At 65.7% G+C, this 23935-nt stretch carries 21 protein-coding genes; 9 read left to right on the plus strand and 12 right to left on the minus strand.

Annotated elements, in window-relative coordinates:
- Nucleotides 1-64: 64 nt before the first annotated feature.
- The 4 genes from ACRARG_RS13805 to ACRARG_RS13820 all read right to left on the minus strand — a co-directional run bounded on the left by ACRARG_RS13805 (nucleotide 65) and on the right by ACRARG_RS13820 (nucleotide 4886).
- Nucleotides 65-709: a hypothetical protein gene (locus ACRARG_RS13805; RefSeq protein ID WP_432690591.1), complete on the minus strand. Its 645-nt coding sequence runs from the start codon at nucleotides 707-709 to the stop codon at nucleotides 65-67.
- A gap of 45 nt (nucleotides 710-754) precedes the next feature.
- Nucleotides 755-2503, minus strand: coding sequence for a SulP family inorganic anion transporter (locus ACRARG_RS13810; RefSeq protein ID WP_432690592.1), 1749 nt, complete (start codon nucleotides 2501-2503; stop codon nucleotides 755-757).
- Nucleotides 2504-2570: 67 nt separating this feature from the next.
- Complete coding sequence (locus ACRARG_RS13815) at nucleotides 2571-3734, minus strand: MFS transporter (protein ID WP_432690593.1); 1164 nt, start codon at nucleotides 3732-3734, stop codon at nucleotides 2571-2573.
- 66 nt (nucleotides 3735-3800) lie between these two features.
- Nucleotides 3801-4886, minus strand: coding sequence for a CaiB/BaiF CoA transferase family protein (locus ACRARG_RS13820; RefSeq protein WP_432690594.1), 1086 nt, complete (start codon nucleotides 4884-4886; stop codon nucleotides 3801-3803).
- 152 nt (nucleotides 4887-5038) lie between these two features.
- Between ACRARG_RS13820 and ACRARG_RS13825 the strand changes: the two genes are divergently transcribed.
- The 6 genes from ACRARG_RS13825 (at nucleotide 5039) to polA (ending at nucleotide 12244) form a co-directional block, all read left to right on the plus strand.
- Nucleotides 5039-5512, plus strand: a complete 474-nt coding sequence (locus ACRARG_RS13825; RefSeq protein WP_432690595.1) for a DUF1203 domain-containing protein — start codon at nucleotides 5039-5041, stop codon at nucleotides 5510-5512.
- Nucleotides 5513-5605: 93 nt separating this feature from the next.
- A complete protein-coding gene (locus ACRARG_RS13830; RefSeq protein WP_432690596.1) occupies nucleotides 5606-5785 on the plus strand; it encodes a zinc-finger domain-containing protein in 180 nt (59 codons plus the stop codon).
- A gap of 145 nt (nucleotides 5786-5930) precedes the next feature.
- Nucleotides 5931-6554 carry a TetR/AcrR family transcriptional regulator gene (locus tag ACRARG_RS13835; protein ID WP_432690597.1) on the plus strand — a complete coding sequence of 208 codons (624 nt, stop codon included), beginning with the start codon at nucleotides 5931-5933 and terminating at the stop codon, nucleotides 6552-6554.
- Nucleotides 6551-8056, plus strand: coding sequence for an MFS transporter (locus tag ACRARG_RS13840; protein WP_432690598.1), 1506 nt, complete (start codon nucleotides 6551-6553; stop codon nucleotides 8054-8056). The genes ACRARG_RS13835 and ACRARG_RS13840 overlap by 4 nt, the downstream gene beginning before the upstream one ends.
- 84 nt (nucleotides 8057-8140) lie before the next feature.
- A complete protein-coding gene (locus tag ACRARG_RS13845; RefSeq protein WP_432690599.1) occupies nucleotides 8141-9352 on the plus strand; it encodes an MFS transporter in 1212 nt (403 codons plus the stop codon).
- A gap of 72 nt (nucleotides 9353-9424) precedes the next feature.
- The gene (polA, locus tag ACRARG_RS13850) at nucleotides 9425-12244 is read left to right on the plus strand and encodes a DNA polymerase I (protein WP_432690600.1); all 2820 of its coding nucleotides are present in this window, start codon (nucleotides 9425-9427) and stop codon (nucleotides 12242-12244) included.
- Nucleotides 12245-12469: 225 nt separating this feature from the next.
- Here polA and ACRARG_RS13855 read toward each other — a convergent pair whose 3' ends face one another.
- The 4 genes from ACRARG_RS13855 to ACRARG_RS13870 form a co-directional block, all read right to left on the minus strand.
- Nucleotides 12470-14776 carry a DEAD/DEAH box helicase gene (locus tag ACRARG_RS13855; RefSeq protein WP_432690601.1) on the minus strand — a complete coding sequence of 769 codons (2307 nt, stop codon included), beginning with the start codon at nucleotides 14774-14776 and terminating at the stop codon, nucleotides 12470-12472.
- 206 nt (nucleotides 14777-14982) lie between these two features.
- Complete coding sequence (locus ACRARG_RS13860; RefSeq protein ID WP_432690602.1) at nucleotides 14983-16461, minus strand: NAD-dependent succinate-semialdehyde dehydrogenase; 1479 nt, start codon at nucleotides 16459-16461, stop codon at nucleotides 14983-14985.
- A gap of 93 nt (nucleotides 16462-16554) precedes the next feature.
- On the minus strand, nucleotides 16555-17547 hold the full coding sequence (locus ACRARG_RS13865; protein WP_432690603.1) for a P1 family peptidase: 993 nt from the start codon (nucleotides 17545-17547) through the stop codon (nucleotides 16555-16557).
- 97 nt (nucleotides 17548-17644) lie between these two features.
- Complete coding sequence (locus tag ACRARG_RS13870; protein WP_432691371.1) at nucleotides 17645-17998, minus strand: cupin domain-containing protein; 354 nt, start codon at nucleotides 17996-17998, stop codon at nucleotides 17645-17647.
- 193 nt (nucleotides 17999-18191) lie between these two features.
- Between ACRARG_RS13870 and ACRARG_RS13875 the strand changes: the two genes are divergently transcribed.
- Entirely contained in the window at nucleotides 18192-19427 is a 1236-nt protein-coding gene (locus ACRARG_RS13875; protein WP_432690604.1) for a M24 family metallopeptidase, read from the plus strand.
- Nucleotides 19428-19455: 28 nt separating this feature from the next.
- On the opposite strand, the gene ACRARG_RS13880 is transcribed toward ACRARG_RS13875, so the two are convergent.
- Nucleotides 19456-19935: a GNAT family N-acetyltransferase gene (locus tag ACRARG_RS13880; RefSeq protein ID WP_432690605.1), complete on the minus strand. Its 480-nt coding sequence runs from the start codon at nucleotides 19933-19935 to the stop codon at nucleotides 19456-19458.
- Nucleotides 19936-20029: 94 nt separating this feature from the next.
- Between ACRARG_RS13880 and ACRARG_RS13885 the strand changes: the two genes are divergently transcribed.
- A complete protein-coding gene (locus ACRARG_RS13885; protein WP_432690606.1) occupies nucleotides 20030-21292 on the plus strand; it encodes an NAD(P)/FAD-dependent oxidoreductase in 1263 nt (420 codons plus the stop codon).
- A gap of 10 nt (nucleotides 21293-21302) precedes the next feature.
- On the opposite strand, the gene ACRARG_RS13890 is transcribed toward ACRARG_RS13885, so the two are convergent.
- The gene (locus ACRARG_RS13890; protein ID WP_432690607.1) at nucleotides 21303-21638 is read right to left on the minus strand and encodes a cupin domain-containing protein; all 336 of its coding nucleotides are present in this window, start codon (nucleotides 21636-21638) and stop codon (nucleotides 21303-21305) included.
- Between the two features lie 179 nt (nucleotides 21639-21817).
- Here ACRARG_RS13890 and ACRARG_RS13895 point away from each other — a divergent pair, with 179 nt between their 5' ends.
- Nucleotides 21818-22363: a DUF1523 family protein gene (locus ACRARG_RS13895; protein ID WP_432690608.1), complete on the plus strand. Its 546-nt coding sequence runs from the start codon at nucleotides 21818-21820 to the stop codon at nucleotides 22361-22363.
- A 6-nt stretch (nucleotides 22364-22369) separates the two neighbouring features.
- Here the strand turns inward: ACRARG_RS13895 and ACRARG_RS13900 are convergent, their stop codons facing one another.
- Together ACRARG_RS13900 and ACRARG_RS13905 are read right to left on the minus strand one after the other, a co-directional pair.
- Nucleotides 22370-22885, minus strand: coding sequence for a DinB family protein (locus tag ACRARG_RS13900; RefSeq protein WP_432690609.1), 516 nt, complete (start codon nucleotides 22883-22885; stop codon nucleotides 22370-22372).
- A 110-nt stretch (nucleotides 22886-22995) separates the two neighbouring features.
- Nucleotides 22996-23805 carry a division plane positioning ATPase MipZ gene (locus ACRARG_RS13905; RefSeq protein ID WP_432690610.1) on the minus strand — a complete coding sequence of 270 codons (810 nt, stop codon included), beginning with the start codon at nucleotides 23803-23805 and terminating at the stop codon, nucleotides 22996-22998.
- Nucleotides 23806-23935: the final 130 nt, after the last annotated feature.

Raw genomic sequence — 23935 nt, forward strand, 5'->3', positions numbered from 1 at the left:
CCTCCCGGGTGCTTCCGGCGGCAGCGTTGCACGGGTCCGGCACCTTGGCAAGCGCGCCGCCGGGTCAGGCTGAGGGCAGGTGTTTCGCTGCCAGCGCGGCGAAACCGGCCTCTCTCAGCGCGGTCTGTCGGGTCAGTGTCACCGGCACATGGGCGGCGCTCAGCCCGTGGCCATAGCCCTTGGCCAGCGCCCCCTCGGCGATCAGCACCGCCTGCTGGCCCAGCCAGATCGTCCGGGTTGCCCCGATATCCGCGCCGATCAGCAGCGCGGCTTGTTCCGTCCCGTTCGCAGCATCATGCAACAGCAAGGGCAGCCGTTCCGGCCGGTCGAGCGCCGGGCCGAATCCCTCCCCTGCCTCCGGCAACCCGAGGGCCCCGATCAGCGCGGGCGTGGCACTGCCCTGGATATGGATCACCTCATCGGCAGAAAGCGTCACCCAGAGCGTCGCGCGGTCGGTCACGACCACCGCAACCCCGTCCCAGTTCGGGTTCATCTGGTGAAATCCGATCAGCGCCAGCCGTTCGGGGGCAGGCAGGGGGCCCAGCGGCGGCAGATGCACTGCGCCACCACCCTGCTGCAATACCTCCGGCAGCAGCGGCCCCGGCACGCGGTCCACCGGCACTCCGGCGGCGCCGACATGCAACACATGGGCCGCGCCCTCTGCGCCCCATCTCTGTGCCTCGCCCTCTATGATGCCCTGCCAGCTCATGCCCCGCAGATAGGCGGGGCCGGCCTCTTCGTCAACGCGCGCCGCTCACTCCGCCGCGCGGCGCCCGCCGGTGCCTTCGCCTGTCAGCTCCGCCCAGGCGTCATATTGCGACAGGAAGACACGGCCTGTCATCTCCTGCAGGAAATGCGACCGCTTCAGCCGGTCCATCACCGGGCCCTTCACCTCGCTCAGATGCAGGGTGATGCCCATCTCCCCCAGCCGCGTGTTGATCGCTTCCAGCGTCTCCAGCGCGGACAGGTCGATCTCATTCACGGCGGAACACATCAGCACCACGTTCTTGATCGGCTGCTCGCAGACGACCCGGTCGTAGATCAGGTCCTGCAGGAAGGCCGCATTGGCAAAGTACAGGCTCTCGTCGATCCGCATGGTCAGCAGCGAGGCATCGGTCGTGACGTTGTGACGGTTGATATTGCGGAAATGCTGGGTGCCCGGCACCAGCCCGACCTCAGCCACATGCGGGCGCGAGGTCTTGTAAAGAAACAGCAGGATCGACAGGCCCACACCGGCTGACACGCCAACCTCCACGCCCAGCAGAAGCGTCAGCAGGATCGTCGCGGAAACGGCCGCGAAATCGACCTTATTATAGGTCCAGGCCCGTCTGAGCAGAGAGAAATCGACAAGGCTCAGCACCGCCACGATGATCGTCGCCGCCAGCACGGCATTGGGCAGCAGGTACAGAAGCGGTGTCAGCAGCATTGCCGCCACCAGGATCCCAACAGCGGTAAAGGCACCGGCCGCCGGCGTCTCTGCACCTGCGTCGAAATTCACCACCGACCGGGCAAAACCGCCCGTCACCGGATAACCGCCGGTCAAAGCCGCCGCGATATTCGAGGCACCCAGACCGATCAGCTCCTGATCCGGCTTGATCCGCTGGCGTTTCTTTGCGGCCAGCGTCTGCGCGACCGAGACCGACTCGACAAACCCGATGATGGAGATCAGCAGCGCCGACAGGAACAGCTGCCCCCAGAGCGACGGGGAGAAGGACGGCGCTGTCAGCGGCGGCAGCCCCATAGGCACATCGCCCACGATGCGAACACCTTTCTGGTCCAGCCCGAAAATCGCCACGGCCAGGATTGATACAGCCACGGCCATGACCGGTCCGGCCTTGGCCAGCAGGTCCGCCAGGCGCGGCGGCAGTCCGGCCTTCAGCAAAAGCGGTTTGAACCCTTTTCGGACCCAGAACAGGAACGCGGTTGCCGTGACGCCGATCACCAGTGTGATCACATTCACCTCGCCCAGATGCGCAATCAGGCTTTCGCCCATCTCGATCAGATTATGCCCGGAGGCACTGACGCCGAGAATATGTTTCAGCTGCGAGGTCGCGATCAGGATACCAGATGCGGTTATAAACCCGGCAATCACGGGATGCGACAGGAAATTCGCCAGAAAACCCAGCCGGAACACGCCAAGCGCCAGCAGCATCAGCCCGGAGAGGAAGGCCAGGGTGATGGCCGCGACGATATACTCCGCCGATCCCTGTGCCGCGATATTGCCCGCGGCCGCGGCGGTCATCAGCGACACCACGGCCACCGGCCCGACGGCCAGCGCCCGCGATGTGCCGAAAATCGCATAAGCGACAAGCGGCAGGATCGATGCATAAAGCCCCATCTCGGGCGGAAGCCCCGCCAGAAGCGCATAGGCCAGCGACTGCGGGATCAGCATGACGGTCACAATCACCGCTGCCATCAGATCCGATGTCAGCGTGTTTCGATCATACCCGCGCGACCAGTCGAGGATTGGCAGGTAGCGGCGCAAGGATCGGAATTCGGGCATGGAGGCAACCTGCAATGAATCGGGGCAAAGACATATATAGAATATTGAATGTGTAGGAGCAAGCCCCTCATCGACGTCGTCGCAGCGCCGACAGAAGATGCACGGCTGCGCAGCCGGCATAGGCCAGAACAGCAAACAGAAGCGCGCCGGAATAGCCCAGTGGCGCCGTCATCGCCAGCAGGACCGGCGTCCCTAGCAGATTGCCCAGATTGCCCATCTGGGCCAGCGCGCCATTGGCCAGCGCCTGATCTTCGGGCAGGGGGTTCAGCTGCGGAATGGCGACAAAACTCGCCCCCTGTACCAGCCCTAGAGAGCCGAACAGGGCGATCGCCGGCACAAAGGCTCCGGGCCAGATCGCCATACCCAGCACAGACAGCACCGCCAGGGCCAGCCCCAGCAGCACGATCCGGACCGCCGGGATATGCCGCAAAAGCCGGGCCCCCAGTGTCACGGAGACGATGATCCCTGCCAGCGGCATCCAGAAGGACAGCGCATTCCGTGTCGCATCCGGCAGATATGGTGGCAGCACGGTCAGAAGCGCCACGAAGGTCAGCGTGTAAAAGAACCATCCAAGTGCAGGCGCCGCGATCCAGGCAGAGCCGTAGATCCGGGGATGTGAGGCCAGGACCTCTCTGAACGACGGCAGCGGGCGCGGGGTGATCGTGATGGTGCCGCGCGGCAGAGCGATCGCAAGGGCACCTGCCAGCCCCGCCATCAGGGCCGCATGAACAAGGAACAGCGACGCGGGCCCGAACCTGTCGGCAAGCGTCACGCCCGCCCAGGCCATCAGCGCGTAGGTCACGCCAAAATAGCTTCCCCAGAGGGTCATCACAAAGGGCCGGTGCCGGGGCGTAGCCAGCTGAGCAATCAGCGTCGGCAGGGCAACGACAAGCGCGATATGGCTGAGCCCCTCGATCACCCGTGTGACCAACATGACCGGCAGGGGCGGAAAGGCCGACTGCAGGGTCGAGATCACCGCACCCAGCAACAGCGCCCGGATCACGACACGCCGGAACCCGATCTGTGCCACCAGCATCCCCGCGACCAGTCCCGTGGCCACCCCGGTCAGCGAAATGACCGACAGAAGGAAACCGACGCCCGGCCCGGCCCCCGGGTAGATCGCCCGAATTTCCGGAAAAATTACCGAGATTTTGGCAAATTGCGCGGCCGCCGTCATGCCCGCCAGAAGCAGCAGGCCCAGCAGGACCACGGGAGACCGGTCAGACGTCACGGCATCGCACCTTTTTAGCGCCCAAGGCCGACCTGGACCGCCGGGTGCACGCCGGCGCCACCCCTATCACAGCTCCAGCTCTTTCCGAATTGCATCGCTATGGGCGCCGCGCTCTGGCGCCTCCTTCGGCGGCCCCGGTTTTTTGCCATCGAACCGGGGCGCGGCGGCGGCCTGCAGCACGTCTCCCTGACCGAACCAGACCTCGCGGGCCGCCATATGCGGGTCCCGTTTGCTGTCGCGCGGGGGCAGAACCGGGGCGACACAGGCGTCCAGCCCGTCAAAAAGATCGTCCCAGTGCCGCCGCGGCTGGCCTGCAAATATCTCTTCCAGCCGCCGCGCGAGCCGTGGCCACAGGGGCTTGTCATTCTGTCTCATAAATTCGGGGTCTTCGGACAGGCCCAGCCGGTCAAGGAAAATTGCGTAGAACTTCGGCTCCAGCGCCTGAACCGCGATATAGGCGTCATCGGCACATCGGTAACTGCGCGACCAGTGCGGCCCGTCGAGGCGGCTCTGGCCCCGGGCCGTCACGGTGCCACCGACCGAGGCCATGGACATCAGCAGGTTCATCATATGCGCCGAGCCATCGACGATCGCAGCATCGACCACGGACCCCACGCCGGTGTCCCGCGCGCGGATCAGCGCGGCCAGCATACCGATGACAAGGTACAACGCGCCGCCACCGATATCGCCCACCAGCGTCGCGGGCGACATCGGCGGCGTCCCCGGAAGCCCCGAATACCACAGCGCGCCCGACAGGCCGATGTAGTTCAGATCGTGCCCGGCCTGCGTCGCCCGCGGCCCGTCCTGCCCCCAGCCGGTCATCCGTCCATAAACAAGTCTGGGGTTCAGCCCCCGCACATCATCGGGGCCAAGACCCAGCCGCTCCATCACGCCCGGCCGCATCCCCTCGATCAGCCCGTGGGCCGAGGCGATAAGCTTTTTCGCTACCTCCAGATCGGCGGGATCCTTGAGATCGAGCAGGATTGACCGTTTCCCCCGGTCCAGCGGATTGGCCGGCTGGTCCCGGCGCGCAGCTGGTGTAGAAGGCCGGTGGATCACGATGACCTCTGCTCCCAGATCGGCCAGAGTCATCGCCGCAAACGGGCCCGGGCCGATCCCCTCGATCTCAATAATTCGGATACCGTCGAGCATGCTGCCTCCCGCCTCGCCTTCCCGCGATTAGGGACGATCGTGCCGACGGCTGCAAGGTCCGAGGACAAGCGGGCGCAATTGCGCAGCATTCGGATCGCCGCAGGGACAGCGCCTCGGCACTGTGGCGATACGTACATTGAAGGAGCTGTCAGATGACCTTTCACATCCATCCCCTGCCGACGGACATGGTAACCGCCCTCCGCAAGGGCGGGACCGACGCCTACGGGCAGAAACCGGAACATGCGATCAGCGATGGCAAGGCGAACCCCTGCCGACATTGCCTGCAGGATATCCCCGAAGGCGCCGGCATGCTGATTCTAGCCCTGCGTCCATTCGCCGACCCGCAGCCCTATGCGGAAACCGGCCCGATCTTCCTCTGTGCCGACGACTGCGACGCCTGGAGCGGCGGGGATGACGAAATCCCGCCAATCCTTCAGACGTCCCCCGATTACCTGATCAAGGGCTATTTCGGCACCGAACGGATCGCCTATGGCACGGGCCGCATCGCGCCATCGACAGAACTGGCCCCGGCCATCGCCGCCATTTTCGAACGAGAAGATGTAGATTTCGTTGATATCCGCTCAGCCCGGAACAATTGCTTTCAGGCCCGGGCGCGGCGCGCCTGAAAGCTGCTGGCAGGACCGGCCTGGGACTTGCCCGCCCCGCGCCTTTCGACCATATTGCGGCCCAGCATGGCCGATTGCGAAAGGATGTGGCTCATGGCACTTGATGCCCCGGAAACAAAAATCGTCGAGACCCGCAAGGTGTGTTGCGATGGTGGAGAAGGCGCGCTTGGCCATCCCCGCGTCTGGCTGACCATCCCGGAGGAGACCGGCTTTGTCGAATGTGGCTATTGCGATGCGAAATACGTGCTGAAGGGCTTTGAAGGCACCGCCTGACCCTACATAGTATCGGACGTTCTTCGGGCGGCTTTTCTTAGGTGAAAAGCCGCCTTTTCCATTTGTGAGGGAAGGCCGGCTTGCGGGCGTCGCATTTTTCAATCAAACGTTTGATGGAAAAATTTAGGACTCACCGGATCCCGCCATGACGTCGTCGACAACTACCGACAGCCCCACCGCAATTCGCCGCCGTCGCGAAGTGGCAGAGGCCGCCCGTGCCGAGATTGCGGAAAAAGGGTTCGAAGGCCTGCGTATGCGCGATGTGGCAGAGCGTGCAGGTATTAACGTTGCAACGCTGGACTACCACGTTGGCGGCAAAGAGGGGCTGATCGCGGTCATCGCCGCCTCCATCGTCGAGGATTTCAGGGCGCAATACGATCAGGCTCCCCGTGACGACATGACGGCCGCCGAAGGGTTGTTGCAGGAAATGCGGGATTTCCGGTCAATCCGGCTGTCCAGACCCGACATCCATCCCGTCATGGCGTCCCTGTCACGCCGCGCGCCCAACGATCCGGCCATTGCGCGCCATATCCTGCCGCTGAAACAGCACTGGCTGACGGTCATTGAAACGCTCATGACCAAAGGCCGGGAAGATGGGTCTCTGCGGGCCAATATCGATCCGCCCGCCGCGGCGCGCACCTTTATCATGTCTCTGGTTGCCCTCGGCTCGCCCGAGCAATCTCACCTCAACTTCCGCCAGCATGCCGCCGAGATCCTGCGCAGTTACGCGACGGACCCCGACCCGCTTATCGAAGGACTCCCCGAATGACTGACACGACCGCAAATTCCGTCCCGGACGACCTGCCCATCCATGAGACGATCACGAACCGCACCCGCTGGGCGGCCTTCCTGACGATCCTGATCGCGCAATTCATGAACCTGATCGACGTGACCATCGTCAACGTCGCGCTGCCCTCGCTCCAGCACGGGCTGGGCGCCACAGAAAGCCAGATCGAATGGGTCGTGGCGGGCTATATCCTTGTCTTTGCCGTGGGCCTGCTGCCCATGGGGCGCTACGGCGATATTGTCGGGCGCAAGCGCCTTTTCCTGATCGGCGTCGCGGGTTTCACGCTCGCCTCCGTCCTCTGCGGCGTCGCGCCCAATATCGACGCGCTGGTCGCGGCGCGGCTGCTCCAGGGTGCAGCCGGGGCGGTGATGATGCCGCAGGTCATGGCCATTGCGCAGACCCTTTTTGCGCCCGGTCAGCGGGCCGGGGCCTTCTCGCTTTTTGGTCTGACGGCGGGCCTTGCATCGGTCACCGGCCCGGTTCTGGGCGGAACGCTGATCCAGGCCGATCTCTGGGGTCTGGGCTGGCGTCCGATCTTCCTCATCAACCTGCCGATCGGGCTTTTTGCCCTGATCGCTGCGGCCCGCCTGCTGCCCGACCTGCCCGGCAACCGAAGCCTGCGCAACGACTGGACCGGGATTGGCATCGTCGCCCTGTCGCTGCTGGCGCTAGTCTTTCCGCTGGTCGAGGGGCGCATGCTGGGCTGGCCCGTCTGGTGCTTTGTCATGATGGCCGCCTCCGTCCCGCTGTTCGTCGGCTTTGTCCTGTGGGAGGCGCGGCAGGAACGTCTGGGCCGCCCGCAGGTGATCCCGACCAGCCTGATGCGGGCCTGGAACTTTGCCCTCGGCAGCGGCATGTCGATGATCTATTTCTCGGCCCTTCCGGCGGTCTTCCTCGTGCTCGCGCTCTTCCTGCAGCTGGGCTACGGGCTCAATCCGCAGCAGTCGGGCCTGGCCACCGTGCCCTTCCCGCTGGGCGTGCTGATCGGCTCCATCGCCTCGGGCCGGCTTGGCGCGCGCTGGCTGAAACAGCGCATCGTCACGGGGCTGGCCCTGCTCTTTCTCGGCATGTTCTGGATGCGCAGCATCGTGCTGGGCACCGGGACAGAGATCGACACGACCACGCTCATGCCGTGTCTCTTCATGGCGGGTGTTGGCCTCGCGCTCTCCATCGCGCCGCTGTTCCAGACCATCCTCGCCGGGGTGCCGGTCAAGGATGCGGGCGCCGGGTCCGGCGCGCTGCAGTCGATCCAGCAGGCGGGCGGCGCGCTTGGCATCGCGGTTGTCTCCCAGATCTTCTTTGCCACGCTGGGCACAGCCCAGGCTGCGGGGGTGGAGCAACATGCCGCCTTTGTCGATGCCCTGTCGACGGCCATGCTCTACAACCTCACGGCCTATGTCGTCGTGGGGCTGGCGGCGCTGCTGCTCAAGGCCCCGGCGATGCCCGCCAATGCGCCCCAGATGGCGGCGCCGGTGCTGGAATAACCCTCCGGACGGGCCGCCCCGCGCGGCCCGTTTCCCCCGGCGCGATTTCGCGCTAGGCATCGGGGACGCCTGAGAGTTTCCCCGATGCCGCTCCCCGCCGACATGCCGCCCGACACGCCCGACCTGTCCCCCGCCGGAGGCCAGCGTGCCCGGACCGTCACCGTCCTCGGCATCGTCATGATCCTGTCCTGGGGCAGCAGCTTCTACCTCGCCGGGGTCTTCTTCGGCCCTATGGCGGAACAGACCGGCTGGCCTATGCCCTGGATATCCGCTGGCTTCTCTCTTGGCCTGCTGATCTCCGGCCTCTGTTCGCCAAAGGTCGGCACATTGATCCAGCGTCACGGCGGCCGTCGGGTTCTGGCGGCGGGCATGCTGGCGCTGGCCGCCGGGCTGACGCTGATGGCGCTGGCCCCCAATATCTGGGTCTACCTGCTGGCCTGGGCTGTCACCGGGCTGGGCATGGCTGCAGGGCTTTATGATGCGGCCTTCTCCGCACTCGGGCGCCTCTATGGCAGCGGCGCACGCAGCGCCATCACCCTGCTGACCCTTTTCGGCGGCTTTGCCAGCACCGTCTGCTGGCCCGTCTCTGCCCTGCTGGTCGAGGCGCTCGGCTGGCGTGGCGCCCTGCTGGTCTATGCCGCGACGCATCTCATTGTGACCCTGCCGCTCTGCCTGCTGGGGATCCCGCGCGCTGAAACCCCCTTCGACATCGCCAAACCCGACGCTGGCGCGCGCCCGCCGGGCCTCTATACCGACCCGCGGTTCTGGATCATCGGCCTCTCCGGCGCGCTGCTCGCCACCATTGCCACCATCCTGACCACGACCCTGATCCCGATCCTCGTCTCGCAGGGCGCGACCATGGCCGTCGCGGTCGGCATCGGCACGCTGATGGGCCCGGCGCAGGTCGGCGCCCGCCTGCTGGAAATGGCGGGCCGGGGCCGTCATCATCCGGTCTGGACCATGGCCGCCTGCACGGCGCTGGTCGCCGCGGGCATCTGGGCGCTTGGCGCCGGGATGAACTTTGCCATGGCCATCGTGGCCTTCGGCATGGGCAACGGGCTCTGGTCCATCGCGCGCGGCGCCCTGCCGCTGGCGATCTTCGGGCCCGGCGACTATCCCCGGATCATGGGCCGGCTGGCCCCCATGTCGCAGATCGCCTCCGCCTCCGGTCCCTGGATCGCGGGGGCGCTGATGGCGGGCTACGGGGCAGGGGGCACGTTGCTGGCCCTGTCGGTCCTCGCCCTGCTGCCGCCGCTCATGGCGCTGGCGCTGGCCATGACCCTGCGCCGGGGCTGATCCGCAAACTCCGGGTGGCGGGCCGTCCCCGAACATGGCAGAACCTCCGGGACCACGACATCGGAGGCCAAGATGACCCAACAGTTCGGCAAGGGCTGCCACCTGCACCTGATCGACGGATCGGCCTTCATCTTCCGCGCCTATTTCCAAGCCGTGAATAGAGATGCCAAATACAATTCGCGGTCCGATGGGTTGCCAACCGGCGCGGTAAGTTTGTTCTGCAACATGCTTTGGTCACAGATCTCAAAGAACACAGGCCCCGATGCGCCGACCCACGTCGCCGTGATCTTCGACAAGGGCAGCCATACCTTCCGCAATGACATGTACGACCTCTACAAGGCCAACAGGGAGGCGATGCCCGAAGACCTGCGCCCCCAGATCCCGTTGACCCGGCAGGCCACAATCGCCTTCAACATCGCCTGCAAGGAGCTGGAGGGCTATGAGGCCGACGACATCATCGCGACCCTGTCCTGTCAGGCCCGTGACGCGGGGGGCCGGGTTACCATCATCTCCTCGGACAAGGACCTGATGCAGCTCGTCGGCGACGGGGTGGAGATGCTGGACGCGATGAAGAACCTCCGCATCGACCGCGACGGCGTCTTCGAGAAGTTCGGCGTCTTTCCCGACCGTGTGGTCGACGTGCAGGCGCTGGCGGGCGACTCGGTCGACAATGTCCCCGGCGCGCCCGGCATCGGTATCAAGACCGCCGCGCTTCTGATCAACGAATACGGCACGCTGGAAGACCTTCTCGACCGCGCCGGAGAGATCAAGCAGCCCAAGCGCCGCGAAACCCTGATCGAGAACCGCGAACAGATCGAGCTGTCCAAGAAACTCGTCCAGCTCGACTGCGAAACCCCGCTCGACTTCACCCTCGACGATCTCGAAGTGAAGGATCCGGACCCCGACACCCTGCTCGGCTTCCTCAACGAGATGGAGTTCCGCACCCTCACCAAACGCATCGCCGATCAGATGGGGGTGGAGGCCCCCGCCCTGCCGGAGGTCAACACAAAGGGCGGCGAAGATGCCCCCGAAACGGTCGAAATGCCCGCCATCGACCCGTCCAGATACGAAACCGTCACCACCGCCGACCAGCTTCAGACCTGGATCACCCGCATCCGCGAACGCGGCTACGTGGCCGTCGACACGGAAACCACCGGGCTCGACGAGATGAAGGCCGATCTCGTCGGTATTTGCCTCGCCACGGAACCGGGCCTCGCCTGTTACATCCCGTTGACCCACAAGGCGACCGAAGGCGAGGGGCTCTTCGCCTCCAACGAGCTGGTCGAAGGCCAGATGCCGGAGGCTCAGGCGCTCGACATGCTGAAACCGGTGCTGGAGGACGACGCGATCCTCAAGATCGGTCAGAACATGAAATACGACGCCAAGATCCTGAAACGCTACGGGATCACCGTCGCCCCCTTCGACGACACCATGCTGCTCAGCTACGCGCTGAACGCCGGGCTTCATACCCACGGCATGGACACGCTGTCGGACCGCTACCTCGGCCACCAGCCCATCCCGATCAAAGACCTGCTGGGCTCCGGCAAATCGATGATCACCTTCGACCATGTTTCCATCGACAAGGCCACGCAATACGCGGCCGAGGATGCCGACATCACCCTGCGCCTCTGGCAGACCCTGAAGCCGCAGCTGCACGTCAAAAAGGTCACGACTGTCTACGAGACGCTGGAACGACCCCTGTCGCCGGTGCTGGCGCAGATGGAGATGCACGGCATCAAGGTCGACCGCGACACGCTCTCCCGCATGTCCAATGCCTTTGCCCAGAAGATGGCCGCGCTGGAGGCGGAGATCCACGAGCTGGCGGGCGAGACCTTCAACGTCGGCTCCCCCAAACAGCTGGGCGAGATCCTCTTTGACAAGATGGGGCTGGAGGGCGGCAAGAAGGGCAAGACCGGCGCCTATGCCACCGGTGCCGATATCCTCGAAGACCTCGCGACCGAACATGACCTGCCCGCGCGCATCCTCGACTGGCGCCAGCTCAGCAAGCTGAAATCGACCTATACCGACGCCCTGCAGGACCACATCAACCCCGAGACGGGCCGCGTCCACACCAGCTATGTCCAGACCGGCGCCAACACCGGCCGCCTCGCCTCCACCGATCCCAACCTGCAGAACATCCCCGTCCGCTCCGAAGAGGGCCGCCGCATCCGGGAGGCGTTTATCGCCGATGAAGGCAAGGTGCTGCTCTCACTCGACTATTCCCAGATCGAGCTGCGCATTCTCGCCCATATCGCCGATATCCCGGCCCTCAAACAGGCCTTCGACGAAGGTCAGGACATTCACGCCGCCACCGCGTCGGAAATGTTCAATGTCCCGATGGAGGAGATGACGCCAGAGGTCCGCCGCCAGGCCAAGGCCATCAACTTCGGCGTCATTTACGGCATCTCGGGCTTCGGCCTCGCCCGCAACCTGCGCATCCCGCGGGCCGAGGCGCAGGGCTTCATCGACCGCTATTTCGAACGCTTCCCCGGCATCCGCGACTACATGGATGCGACCACGGCCTTCGGCAAGGAACACGGCTATGTCCAGACCCTCTTCGGCCGCCGCATCCATACGCCCGAGATCGACGCCAAAGGCCCCCGCGCCGGCTTTGCCAAGCGCGCCGCCATCAACGCGCCCATTCAGGGCACGGCCGCCGATATTATCCGCCGTGCCATGATCCGCATGCCCGCCGCCATCGAAGGCCTGCCCGCCAAGATGCTGCTGCAGGTCCATGACGAACTGGTCTTCGAGGTCGAGGAAGGCGCAGTAGACGAGGTCACCGCCGCCGCCCGGAAGGTCATGGAAACCGCCGCCGCCCCCGCCGTGCAGATCGACGTGCCGCTGGTCGTCGATGCCGGTCAGGGAAAGAACTGGGCCGAAGCGCACTGACACGCCGCTCCGCCGGCCGCGCCCCGCGTTTCAACTGCGAAAGCAGCACCTGTCACCGGGGGCAGTCAGGGTAACCTGACGCACCCGGACACCCCCCGCACCTGCCCGTAAACCGGCTCAATTCTGAGCCCGCCCCGGCCAACCAAAAAACCGGCCCGCCCCTTCATCTTTCCAAAAATACTCCGGGGGAGTGCGAGGGGGCAGCGCCCCCTCGCTCCGTCCGCCTTAGGGCTTGCGCCGCTTGGGCGGCTGCATGCCCCCGGCCTTCTTGCCGCCCGGCCCCGCTTTCACTGGCTTGCCCGGCGGCGTAAACCGTTTCGACGTGTCAGTGGCGGCGGCCCTCGCAGGCCCGCCCGCCTTCTTTGGCCCGCCCGCAGAGCCACCCGGCTTGCCCTTACCCTTAAATCCGTCCGGCTTTCCCCTGAAACCTTCGGATTTACCCTTGAACCCCTCCGGCTTGCCGCCGCCCGGCTTCCCGGGACCCTTACCACCCTTGTAGGGCTTGCCACCATCGCGGGCCGGGCGGTCGCCGCCCGCACCCTCGCCGGAAGATTTCCACGGCTTGCCGCCCGGCTTTCCACCGGGTTTTCCCGCCGGACCACGGCCGCGCGGACCGTCTTCCTTCCGGTCGCCTTTCCAGGCCGGCTTGTTCCGCTCGCCCGCCGGTTTGCGCGGGCCACGGTCGCCCTCGGGCCGGTCCTCACGTTTCGGCTTCGGATCCGACCAGACCCGCCGCTCGGAGCGCTCTTCGTGCGGCGGACGGGCCGCAGCAGCCGGGGCAGGGGAGGAATCCCGGTCCGCCATCGCTGACGGCTCTTCGCGCGGGGCCCTTGGGGCAGGGGCCGGACGCGGCTCCCGCTTGGGGCCGCGCTCCCGCCCGGGACCACGATCCGCAGGCGGGCCACGACGCTCGCCCCGGTCACGCGGCGGGCCGGAGGGGCGGCCAAGGTCCGGCTCCCCGTCCAGCAGCTTGGCAGCGACGCCATCCTCAATCACGCCGCCATCGCCCAGCGAGGCGACAAAGCTCTCCACCGCCGGCTCGGCGATTTCGACAAAGGTCTCGTCATCGCGCACGCGGATCGCCCCGATCGCGGCCTTCTCCATATTCCCGTGGCGCAGCAGCAACGGCAGCAGCCAGCGTGCCTCCGCCCGGTCATTGCGCCCGACCGACAGCGAAAACCAGCGGCTCGGCCCGAACGGCGCCCGCTCTTTCCGCTCGGCCCGTTCCGGCCGCGTATCGGGATCAGACAGATCCTCCGGCGCCGAATGCCCGGCCCGGAAGAGCCGCAGGAAGGCCGCGGCCACCGCCTCCGGCGACTGTTCCGCCAGCAGGCGCGCGGCAAATTCCGTCTCCGCCTCCGACAGGGGCTCCTGCCAGGACGGATCGCCCAGCAGACGCTCCTCATCCCGCGCCAGAATCTCCTCAGCCTCGGGCGCCGTGGTCCATTCCGCCGCAACCTTGGCGAATTTCAACAGCCGCTCGGCCTTCTTCACCGATTTCGGCGGCACGATCAGCGCCGAGACACCCTTGCGCCCCGCGCGCCCCGTCCGTCCGGACCGGTGCAGCAAAGTCTCCGAATTGGTCGGCAGTTCGGCATGGATCACCAGTTCCAGGTTCGGCAGGTCGATCCCGCGCGCCGCCACATCGGTCGCGACGCAGACCCGCGCCCGCCCGTCGCGCATCGCTTGCAGCGCATGGCTCCGCTCCGTCTGGCTCAGCTCGCCCGACAGGCAGACAACCGAGAATCCCCGGTTGGAAAACCGCGCCGTCAGCCGGTTCACCGTCGCGCGGGTATTGGCAAAGACGATGGCATTCTGCGCCTCGTGATATCGCAGCACATTGATGATCGCATTCTCCGCATCCTGCTGTGCCACCCTCAGCGCCTGATAGGAGATATCGGCATGCTGCCCCTTGTCCGAAATCGTCGTGACCCGCACGGCATCGCGCTGATACTGCTGCGCCAGCGTCACGATCATCGGCGGCACAGTGGCGGAGAAGAGCAGCGTCCGCCGGTCCTCCGGCGCCTCGCCCAGCATGAACTCCAGATCCTCGCGGAAGCCGAGGTCCAGCATCTCATCCGCCTCGTCCAGCACCACGGCCCGGATCGCGGTCAGGTCGAGCGATCCGCGCCGGATATGGTCGGTCAGACGCCCGGGCGTGCCGACGACGATATGCGCCCCGCGCTCCAGCGCGCGCCGCTCGTCGCGCATGTCCATCCCGCCGACGCAGGAGGAGACACGCGCGCCCGCCTTGGAATAGAGCCACTGCAGCTCCCGCATGACCTGAAACGCCAGCTCCCGCGTCGGCGCCACGATCAGCGCCAGCGGGGCTGCGGCAGGCCCGAAAATCTCCGCCCCTTCCAGCAGCGTCTCCGCGATGGCCAGGCCAAAGCCCACCGTCTTGCCCGACCCGGTCTGGGCCGAGACCAGCAGATCGACATGCTGCAATTCGGGGTTCGTCACGGCCTCCTGAACGGGGGTGAGCGTGTCATAACCGCGCTCGGCAAGCGCATCGGAAAGGGTCTGGATCATCTGGAAACCGATCTGCATGGGGCCCCGGGTGCCACGCACCCTCGCCGGCCGGGCCGGGGGAAAGCGCCCCTCTAACGCAATCGGCAGCGTCTGTATATGGGTTTTCGCGCATCCGGCGCGCGGGGCGGGTCGCGCCGTGGCGACACGGGCCCGCAGGCCCGCATCAGGCTTTTGGGGGCGGCAGGGCGAACCCGCCGCATTGCACGTCACACGCTCATGCAGACATATTTCATCTCGAGGTAATCTTCGATCCCGTGGTGAGAGCCCTCGCGACCCAGCCCGGATTGCTTGACCCCGCCAAACGGCGCCACCTCGGTCGAGATGATCCCGGTGTTCACACCGACGATGCCGTATTCCAGCGCCTCGGCCACCTTGTAGACCCGGCTCAGATCCTTGGCGTAGAAATACGACGCCAGGCCAAAGATCGTGTCATTGGCCATGGCGATCACATCATCCACATCCTCGAACTTGAAGAGTGGGGCAAGCGGTCCGAAGGTCTCATCCGTGGCCACCTGCATCTCCTGCGTCATCCCGGTCACGATGGTCGGCGGCAGGAAATTCCCCGCTCCCTGCAACGGCTTGCCGTCGCCCAGAATGACGGAGGCACCCTTGGAAGTCGCATCCGCCAGATGCTCCTGCACCTTGGTGATGGCGTCGGAGTTGATCAGCGGCCCGAGGTCCGTCCCGGCCTCCAGCCCGTCGCCGACCTTCATCTTCTCTACCTTCGCCTTCAGCTTCTCGGCAAAGGCGTCATAGACCCCGGCCTGCACGTAGATCCGGTTGGCGCAGACACAGGTCTGGCCGTTGTTGCGGAACTTGCACATGATCGCGCCCTCAACGGCCGCATCCAGATCGGCATCGTCGAACACGATGAAGGGCGCATTGCCACCCAGCTCCATGGAGCATTTCATCACCTGATCGGCGGCCTGCTTCAGCAGGATGCGCCCCACCTCGGTCGAGCCGGTGAAGGTCAGTTTCCGCACCTTCGGATTCTCGCAGAACTCCTTGCCCGCATCGGACGACCGCGAGGAGGTCACGATCGAAAACACCCCCTTGGGGATCCCCGCACGCTCCGCCAGCACGCCCATCACGAGGGCAGACAATGGCGTCTCCTTCGCCGGACGGCCGACAAAGGAACAGCCCGCCGCCAGCGCCGGCGCGGCTTTCCGGGTGATCATCGCATTGGGAAAGTTCCACGGCGTGATCGACGCCGCCACCCCGATGGGCTGCTTCAGCACCATGATCCGCTTGTCGCGCTGATGGCCGGGGATCGTTTCGCCGTACACCCGCTTGGCCTCTTCCGCGAAGAATTCGATGAAAGACGCGCCATAGGCAATCTCCCCCTTTGCCTCGGCCAGCGGCTTGCCCTGTTCGGCGGTCAGGATCGTACCCAGGTCGTCCTGATGCTCCATCATCAGATCGAACCATTTGCGCAGGACAGCGGCGCGTTCCTTGCCGGTCCAGCTGGCCCAATCCTTCTGCGCCTCATAGGCCTTGTCGATGGCCGTGGCGATCTGCGCGCGGCTCAGATCGGCAACCTTGGCAATCACATCGCCCCGCGCCGGGTTCGTCACGTCGAAGGTGCCCTCGTCGCCCTGCACCCACTCCCCGGCGAGATACGCGGCCTCGACAAACAGCGAAGGGTCCTTGAGAAGGGATTTCAGATCGGTGGACTGGTCAAGCATGGCATCCTCCTTGAATAGGCGGCCCGGCAGAAAGGGGCCGCAGGTTGCGCAGATGTTGGACCACTTAGCGCGGCCTCTGTCCAGTGCCAGCGCTCAGCCGAATTGTGACTTCCAGCAGGGAAAGGGGTCGCCCGCCACCGACTGCGCGGCAAAAACGCCGCGCGCAATGGCCCGCGCCATACAGATCGCCGCCACATGGCCCAGCAGGACCGCATCGGTCAGCGGCGCCTCCATCGGCCGGGCCCCGGTCGCGGCGGCAAAAATCAGATCGCCGTCCATCAATGTATGTGACGGCACCAGCGCCCGAGCAAAGCCGTCATGCGCGGCCACCGCCAGCCGGGTGCACTGCGCCTGGCTCAGCGCGGCATCCGTCGCCACGATCCCGATGGTCGTGTTCTTCTGCAGCTTGCCCATCTTGGTCACCGGCACATGCGGATCGGGATAATCCCGCGCCACGCCGCGCCCGCCGAACTCGACGCCAACTTCCCAGGGCGCGGCCCAGAATTCCGGCCCGTCCCCCACGATGGCCGACCCGATCGCATTGACCGCTACCAGCGCCCCCACCGTCACGCCAGAGGGCAGCACGACCGAGGCAGACCCCAGCCCGCCCTTCAGCTGCGCCGTCAGCGCCCCGGTGCCCGCGCCCTCGGTCCCTATAGAAAATTCCGTCCCGGCAGCGGCCAGCGCCTCACGCCCCAGCCGCTTGTAAGGGTTCTCCGCCCAGTCCTTGTCGCCGCCGTTCAGCAGGTCAAAGATGATCGCCCCCGGCACGATGGGCACGATCATACCCCCGGCATTCAGCCCGCGCCCCATCTCCCGCAGCCCGTCCGCCACCCCCGAGCCCGCGTCCAGCCCAAAGGCAGAGCCCCCCGACAGAACCAGCGCATCCACCTCCTGCACCTGCTTGTCCGGCGCCAGCAGATCGGTCTCCCGCGTGCCGGGCGCGCCGCCCATCACATGCACACCCGCCGTCAGCGGCCCGTCCCCCAGCAGCACCGACACCCCGGTCTTCACCAAGGGGTCCGAGGCATTGCCAACCCTCAGGCCCGGCACATCCGTGATCATATTCGTCTTACCGGGTCGCATGGGGTTCCTCTTCATCTTTCCAGAAATACTCCGGGGGTGAATTGAGCCGCAGGCTCAAGATGGGGCAGCGCCCCCTTCCCCCGCCCGCCGCAGGCGCTCAGATATGCGGCTTCTTCGCCGCCGTTGCCGGATCGCCCGTGTTCGGCTCCCCCGCAGGCTCGATCAGCAGCACCTTGGCCTCCGCCACGGCGCGCGGCCGGTGTTCCATACCCTTCGGCACGACACACAGGTCTCCCACACCTAGCGTCACGCTGTCGCCGCCCTCGCCGTCCAGCACCACCTCGCCCTCCAGGATCAGGAAGAAATCATCCGTATCGGCATGGTGGTGGAACGGGAAGTCGCCCTGAAACTTCACCACCATCACATCGTTGCCATTATACTGCGCCACGACATGCGGATCCCAGTGCGACGAAAACATCGCCAGCTTCTCGTCCAGATTGACCCGTTTCAGACCGCGCATCCCACTCTCCGTTCAAACCATTGACGAGCGGCACAATTCACCCGCGCGTCACCGGGCGCAACCCACGAAATCCGGTGACAGCGGCACGTCCGGGTGCTAGCCAGACAGCAGGCCCGGGCGATGGCGTCGCCCGATCTCCGGCCCGCCCGCCCTGTACGCCGGGGCCCGATCAGGAGAACCTCCCGTGACCACTGCCCCCCTGACGTCCCGCGACCTCAACGGCCGCCCCGCCTATCACCCCGTCCATAACGGCGACAAGGCCCCGCTCCCCTTCGCGGAAATCGAATATGAGGCCCGCCTGCGCACCCTCCGCCGCATCATGGACGACCAGAACATTCAGGCCGTCGTACTGACCTCCATGCATTCGGTCGCCTATTACTCCGGCTTCCTCTACTGCTCTTTCGGCCGCCCCTATGGCCTCGTGGTGACAGAAACCGACTGCGTTACCATCTCCGCCGGGATCGACGCGGGCCAGCCTTGGCGGCGCAGCCATGGCGCCAGCCTCACCTATACCGACTGGGCGCGCGACAATTTCTGGCGCGCCGTCACCCATGTGACGGGCGAGAACCGCGTCATCGGCTATGAGGGCGATCACCTCACGATCACCCAGCGGGACAAGTTGGAGGATTTCCTTTCCCCGCTTGCCCAGATCGACATCGCCCCGCAGGTGATGCGCCAGCGCATGCACAAATCGCCCGCAGAGATCGCCCTGATCCGCGAGGGCGCCCGCATCGCCGATATCGGCGGCTATGCCATCCGCGACGCCATCCGCCCCGGCGCGCGGGAGATCGACATCGCTATGGCCGGCCGCAACGCGATGGAACTGGCGATTGCCGATGCCTTCCCCGATGCCGAATATCGCGACACCTGGGTCTGGTTCCAGTCCGGCCTCAACACCGACGGCGCCCATAACCCCGTCACCGCCCGCCGCCCGGAGCCGGGCGATATCCTGTCGCTCAATTCCTTCCCCATGATCTCCGGCTATTACACGGCGCTTGAACGCACGCTCTTCATGGGCGAGGTCGACGCGGCCAGCCTCGCCATCTGGCAGGCCAATGTGGAGGCGCATGAGCTGGGCATGTCGCTGCTCAAACCCGGCATGTCCTGCGCCGCCATCACCGCGCAGATCAACGACTTCTTCGCGGAGCGTGACCTGCTGCAATACCGCACCTTCGGCTATGGCCACAGCTTTGGCGTCCTCTCGCATTACTACGGCCGCGAGGCCGGGCTGGAGCTGCGCGAGGATATCGACACTGTGCTGGAGCCGGGCATGGTCATCTCGATGGAGCCGATGCTGACCCTGCCGCAGGGCCTGCCCGGGGCGGGCGGTTACCGCGAACACGACATCCTGCTGATCACGGCAGAGGGGAACGAGAATATCACCGGCTTCCCCTATGGCCCGGCACATAACGTCGTCTGACTGGGCCGGGCGGGGCAGGGAAGGGCGCTCAGCTCAGGCGTTTTTCCATCCGCCAGATCCGGATCGGGGCCGGGTCCTGCTCCGTGCCCAGCGGCATCTCTGTCGTGCGGGCACAGCGGAACCCGGTCTTTTCATAGAACCGGCGGGCGCGGTCATTGCCCTCCGCACAGGCCAGCCAGATGTCGCGATAGCCGCGCGCGGCCAGCACCGCCTCCGCATCCGTCATCAACCGCGCCGCAGCCCCCGTGCCCCGCGCCTGAGGTGCGAGGTAGAACTGGGAGATCTCGTCGTCGAGACACAGGTGAAAGCCCATGAGCGCCGCGCCATCCAGAAGCAGACGGAACCCGTCCAGATGCTTGCGGGTCCGCTCGACGAAACTTTCCGGCGTGCGGTGCCGCAGCACCTCCGACGGCACGAGCGCGCCATGCGCATCGTGCCAGGCCGCCTCCCACAGCCGCACAATCGGGCCGATATCCGCCGTGGCCGCCTGTCTGAATGTCATATCCATAGCGCTGTGCTGCCTCTCTTTGCCGACCTGCGCAAGCCCCATGGCCTTCGCCGAAACCGCTGCTACTCTCGCCTGCGGAAATCAGGATCAAGCCATGTCGGACGCACTCACCAACGGCAACCTCTGGACGGCCACTGCGGCCCCGGCGCCGGACCTCTCTCCGCTGACCGAAAACGCCAGCTGCGACCTCTGCGTTATCGGCGGCGGTTTCACCGGCCTGTCGGCAGCGCTGCATGCGGCAGAAGCGGGCGCTCGCGTTATTCTGCTGGAGGCGCATCAGATCGGCCATGGCGGGTCAGGCCGCAACGTCGGCCTCGTCAACGCGGGCCTCTGGACCCCGCCGGAGGAGGTGGAGGCGACCCTCGGCCCCCGCGAAGGTCAGACCCTGATGCAATCCCTGGCAGACGCGCCGGAGCTGGTTTTTTCCCTGATCGCAAAGCACGGCATCACCTGCGAGGCCACCCGCAATGGCACCCTGCACCTCGCCCATTCCGCCGCAGGCCTGCGCGACATCACCGACCGTCACCGCCAGCAGGCCGCGCGCGGCGCCCCGGTGGAATTGCTGAGCGCGGCGGAGACCGCCCGCCGCACCGGCACAACCCGCTTTTACGGCGCCCTGCTGGATCACCGGGCCGGGACGATCCAGCCGCTTTCCTACGCGCGCGGGCTGGCCCATGCGGCGCGGCGGGCGGGGGCGGTGCTGCACGACCGATCTCCGGTCAGCGACATCCGACATGACGGCGGCAGCTGGGTCATCCATGCGGGCAATGTGACCGTGCAGGCGGGGGCCCTGATCCGCGCCACCAACGGCTATCACGAAGGGCCGGGGGGGCCGGATCTGATCCCCATGGGGTTCTGCCAGTTCGCCACCGATCCGCTGCCCGGCACGGACCATATCCTGCCAGGCGGGGAGGGATGCTGGGATACGGCGACCGTCATGACCTCCGTCCGGCGCGATCAGGCGGGACGGCTGCTGATCGGCGCCATCGGGCGGCTCGACCATCCCGGCGCGACCCTGCACCAAGGCTGGGCGCGCCGGATGATGCGCCGCCTCTACCCGGAGGTTAAGGCAGAGTTCCGGCATGGCTGGTGGGGGCGCATCGTCATGACCGCCGACCACATGCCCAAGATCGAAAGCCTGGGCCCCAATGCGCTGGCCGCCTATGGCTATGCCGGGCGGGGCATCGCGCCCGGGACGCAGTTCGGCCGGGCCATGGCGCAGGCGCTGATCGGCGGGCAGGGTGCCGCGCTGCCGGTGGCGCCCTCGGGGCCACGGTCGGAGATGCTCACAAAGGCCAAAGGACTGGGAATCGAGGCGGGCGCGCTGCTCTGGCACACCGCCAAGGCACGCGTGTGATCACACCTGGTCAGAGCCGGATCACGTAATCCTTCCGGGTCGTCTCCAATACCTCCCAGGTGCCTGCGAACCCGGGTGTAATGACAAAGGCGTCGCCCGGGCCCAGCTCGACCGGCGCGCCGCCATCCTCTGTCACTACCGACCGGCCCGTGAGCAGCCGGAAGTATTCCCATTCGGTGTAGGAGATGCGCCATTTTCCCGGCGTCGCCTCCCAGACCCCGCAATAGAGCCCGTCGCGCTCCTCCTGGTTCCAGGTCGTGAAAACCGGGTCACCGGAAATCACCTTGGCGGGCGCGGGTCTCTCCACCTCTCCCGGGCCGTCGGCGGTCACGCGGTATATCGTCATCTGGTTCCACCTTTCTGAGTCACCCGGGTCAGACTGCCCGGCGCGTCATGCCCCCGCAAGCCGCGACTTTCCTGCGCAGGTGGGAAAATCCCGGGGACAGGGCTATATCCACCCCGTTGCCCAGAGGATGAGTTTCCACTAGGCCGGAAAGCAGGCCGGTCAGCGCAGGACGAAGACGCATGTATTACATCAAATGGATCATCTACCTGATCATCTTTGCCGTGATCGCGGCCTTTCTGCATTACACGCTGCCGCAGCATGACGTGGTGCGGATCACTGATACCTACGCCAAGCGGATGGATGTTGGCGAAAACCCGATGTTCTGGGCGCGCGGCGATGCCGGGACCGCGGCGGGGCAGGTCAATCGCGAGGTCTTCTTTATTCAGTCGGTCAACCGTGACGGCAAGCCGCGCGTCTACCGCAATGAGGATACCGGCTGGGGCTGGCCGCCCTATTTCAAATTCGACAATTCCAACCTGCAGACCGAGGCGACGGATCTGAAATCCACCAAGGAAGCGCCGCAATGGGTCAAGGTCACCCATTACGGCTGGCGGATGGAGCTTTGGACGGTCTTCCCGAACGCCATTTCGGTCAAGGCTGTGGCCGATCCGGATGCCAGGATCATCCCCTGGCTGAATATCGTGATCCTGCTGACCATGTTTGCGATCTTCTGGGCCATCCGCGTGCGGGTTCTGCGGTTCTGGGAGCGCCGCTTCGGCGGCTGACCGGATTTACGCCCAATAGATCCGGGCGCCCGGCGCCCGGTCGTCATCAAGGAAAAACTCATCAAGCTGCGGCGGCGCGATGCCGGCCTCCTGAAGTTGCACATGCGCCTGACCCCGGTGATGGATCTGATGCTGGAAAAGATGCAGCAGCAGCATATCCACCCGCTCCGTCACCTCGGGATCATGCGCGCGCTCCGTCCGGACGCGGGATAGGGCCCGGGTCTCCGCCAGGGCAGCGCAAAAGGCGATGAGTCGGTCGTCCGCCTCTGCCTGCAGCGCAGCGAGGGTCTGGGGATCCGCGACCTCTGCCCGGTCATAGACACGGCGGCCACGGCCGCCTTCCTGAAGTGCATCGATATAATAGAGATCGACCTCGTAAATATGGTTCATTGTCGCTTGCAGCGACGGGAAGAAGCCGGGGCGCGGGGCGGCAAAACCCGTGGTGTCGAGCGGGGTCATGGCGGCATAGAGCGTGGCATTGGCCCATGCGTTGTTCTGGGCCATGCGGAGGAAGGGGGTCATCGGGCTCACCCTTTTAAACGGAGGCGCGGGCGGAGGCGGGGGATGCCTCCGGCGGGAGTATTTCCGGAAAGATGAAGGGGGGCGGGCGCGCTGTCCAGCCCCGGGCGGCGTCAGAAGTCGACGGTTACACCGGGCAGGTTGAGCGCCTTGATCAGGTCGCGCAGCTCCTGCCGTGCGGCCACATTGGAGATATTGAGCTGTTGAACGCCGATATCCTTAAGGTCGAGCAGGGTCAGGCCGCGCGGGAAAAGCTCTCTGAAAATGACACGTTCGTTGAAGCCCGGGATGACGCGGAACCCGATGCGTTTGGAGAGGCGTTCGAGAGCCTTTTCCATCTTGGCCTTGTTGACCATCTGCTGGGCGCCGAGGCGGTTGCGCAGGACAACCCAGTCGATCGGCTTGAGGCCGGCCTGGGCGCGCAGCTGCCGCGCATTCCAGACCATTTCGGAATAGACCGAAGGCCCGAGGATCCGCTCGCCATCATTGTCGATATGCGCCAGCAGGTCGAAATCGATGAAACTGTCGTTGAGCGGGGTGATCAGCGTATCCGCGAGGCTATGCGCCACCTGGCTGAGCCGTGTATGTGAACCGGGGCAGTCGATCAGCACAAAATCCGACCGGGTTTCCAGATCCGAGATCGCGGCTGAGAGCCGGTGATCATAGGGGTTTTCACCCGGCTGGAGCCTGTCCTTGTCAACTTCGGGGAGCTCGGAATATTCCGGCGTCGGGAGGGTAAGATCCTGTTTCTTCAGGAATGTCTCTCTGTTGGAGACATAGCGCCCGAGCGTTTTCTGCCGCAGGTCCAGATCCAGCGTCGAGACCTTGTGGCCCATGCGCGACAGGGCCGTCGCCACATGCATGGACACGGTGGATTTGCCCGCGCCGCCCTTTTCATTCCCCACGACTATGATATGCGCCAAATTCTGACCCCCGGATGCCCCGCCTGTCGCGGGATGTTCTGCTGCTGCCACTATATGTTGCGTCCCTTATCGTGAAAAGGGGCAGGCGTACAATGACCCGAAGGTTGTTGCGAATGCGTGACCCGAGCGT

The organism is Pseudooceanicola profundi, from assembly GCF_050897955.1.
Lineage (GTDB): Bacteria > Pseudomonadota > Alphaproteobacteria > Rhodobacterales > Rhodobacteraceae > Pseudooceanicola.

What these genes read in the sequence shown, in the direction of transcription:
- ACRARG_RS13805 (WP_432690591.1), bottom strand. Translation starts at nt 709, where the DNA reads ATGAGCTGGCAGGGCATCATAGAGGGCGAGGCACAGAGATGGGGCGCA.
- ACRARG_RS13810 (WP_432690592.1), bottom strand. Translation starts at nt 2,503, where the DNA reads ATGCCCGAATTCCGATCCTTGCGCCGCTACCTGCCAATCCTCGACTGG.
- ACRARG_RS13820 (WP_432690594.1), bottom strand. Translation starts at nt 4,886, where the DNA reads ATGCTCGACGGTATCCGAATTATTGAGATCGAGGGGATCGGCCCGGGC.
- ACRARG_RS13825 (WP_432690595.1), top strand. Translation starts at nt 5,039, where the DNA reads ATGACCTTTCACATCCATCCCCTGCCGACGGACATGGTAACCGCCCTC.
- ACRARG_RS13830 (WP_432690596.1), top strand. Translation starts at nt 5,606, where the DNA reads ATGGCACTTGATGCCCCGGAAACAAAAATCGTCGAGACCCGCAAGGTG.
- ACRARG_RS13835 (WP_432690597.1), top strand. Translation starts at nt 5,931, where the DNA reads ATGACGTCGTCGACAACTACCGACAGCCCCACCGCAATTCGCCGCCGT.
- ACRARG_RS13840 (WP_432690598.1), top strand. Translation starts at nt 6,551, where the DNA reads ATGACTGACACGACCGCAAATTCCGTCCCGGACGACCTGCCCATCCAT.
- ACRARG_RS13845 (WP_432690599.1), top strand. Translation starts at nt 8,141, where the DNA reads ATGCCGCTCCCCGCCGACATGCCGCCCGACACGCCCGACCTGTCCCCC.
- polA (WP_432690600.1), top strand. Translation starts at nt 9,425, where the DNA reads ATGACCCAACAGTTCGGCAAGGGCTGCCACCTGCACCTGATCGACGGA.
- ACRARG_RS13855 (WP_432690601.1), bottom strand. Translation starts at nt 14,776, where the DNA reads ATGATCCAGACCCTTTCCGATGCGCTTGCCGAGCGCGGTTATGACACG.
- ACRARG_RS13860 (WP_432690602.1), bottom strand. Translation starts at nt 16,461, where the DNA reads ATGCTTGACCAGTCCACCGATCTGAAATCCCTTCTCAAGGACCCTTCG.
- ACRARG_RS13865 (WP_432690603.1), bottom strand. Translation starts at nt 17,547, where the DNA reads ATGCGACCCGGTAAGACGAATATGATCACGGATGTGCCGGGCCTGAGG.
- ACRARG_RS13880 (WP_432690605.1), bottom strand. Translation starts at nt 19,935, where the DNA reads ATGGATATGACATTCAGACAGGCGGCCACGGCGGATATCGGCCCGATT.
- ACRARG_RS13885 (WP_432690606.1), top strand. Translation starts at nt 20,030, where the DNA reads ATGTCGGACGCACTCACCAACGGCAACCTCTGGACGGCCACTGCGGCC.
- ACRARG_RS13890 (WP_432690607.1), bottom strand. Translation starts at nt 21,638, where the DNA reads ATGACGATATACCGCGTGACCGCCGACGGCCCGGGAGAGGTGGAGAGA.
- ACRARG_RS13895 (WP_432690608.1), top strand. Translation starts at nt 21,818, where the DNA reads ATGTATTACATCAAATGGATCATCTACCTGATCATCTTTGCCGTGATC.
- ACRARG_RS13900 (WP_432690609.1), bottom strand. Translation starts at nt 22,885, where the DNA reads ATGACCCCCTTCCTCCGCATGGCCCAGAACAACGCATGGGCCAATGCC.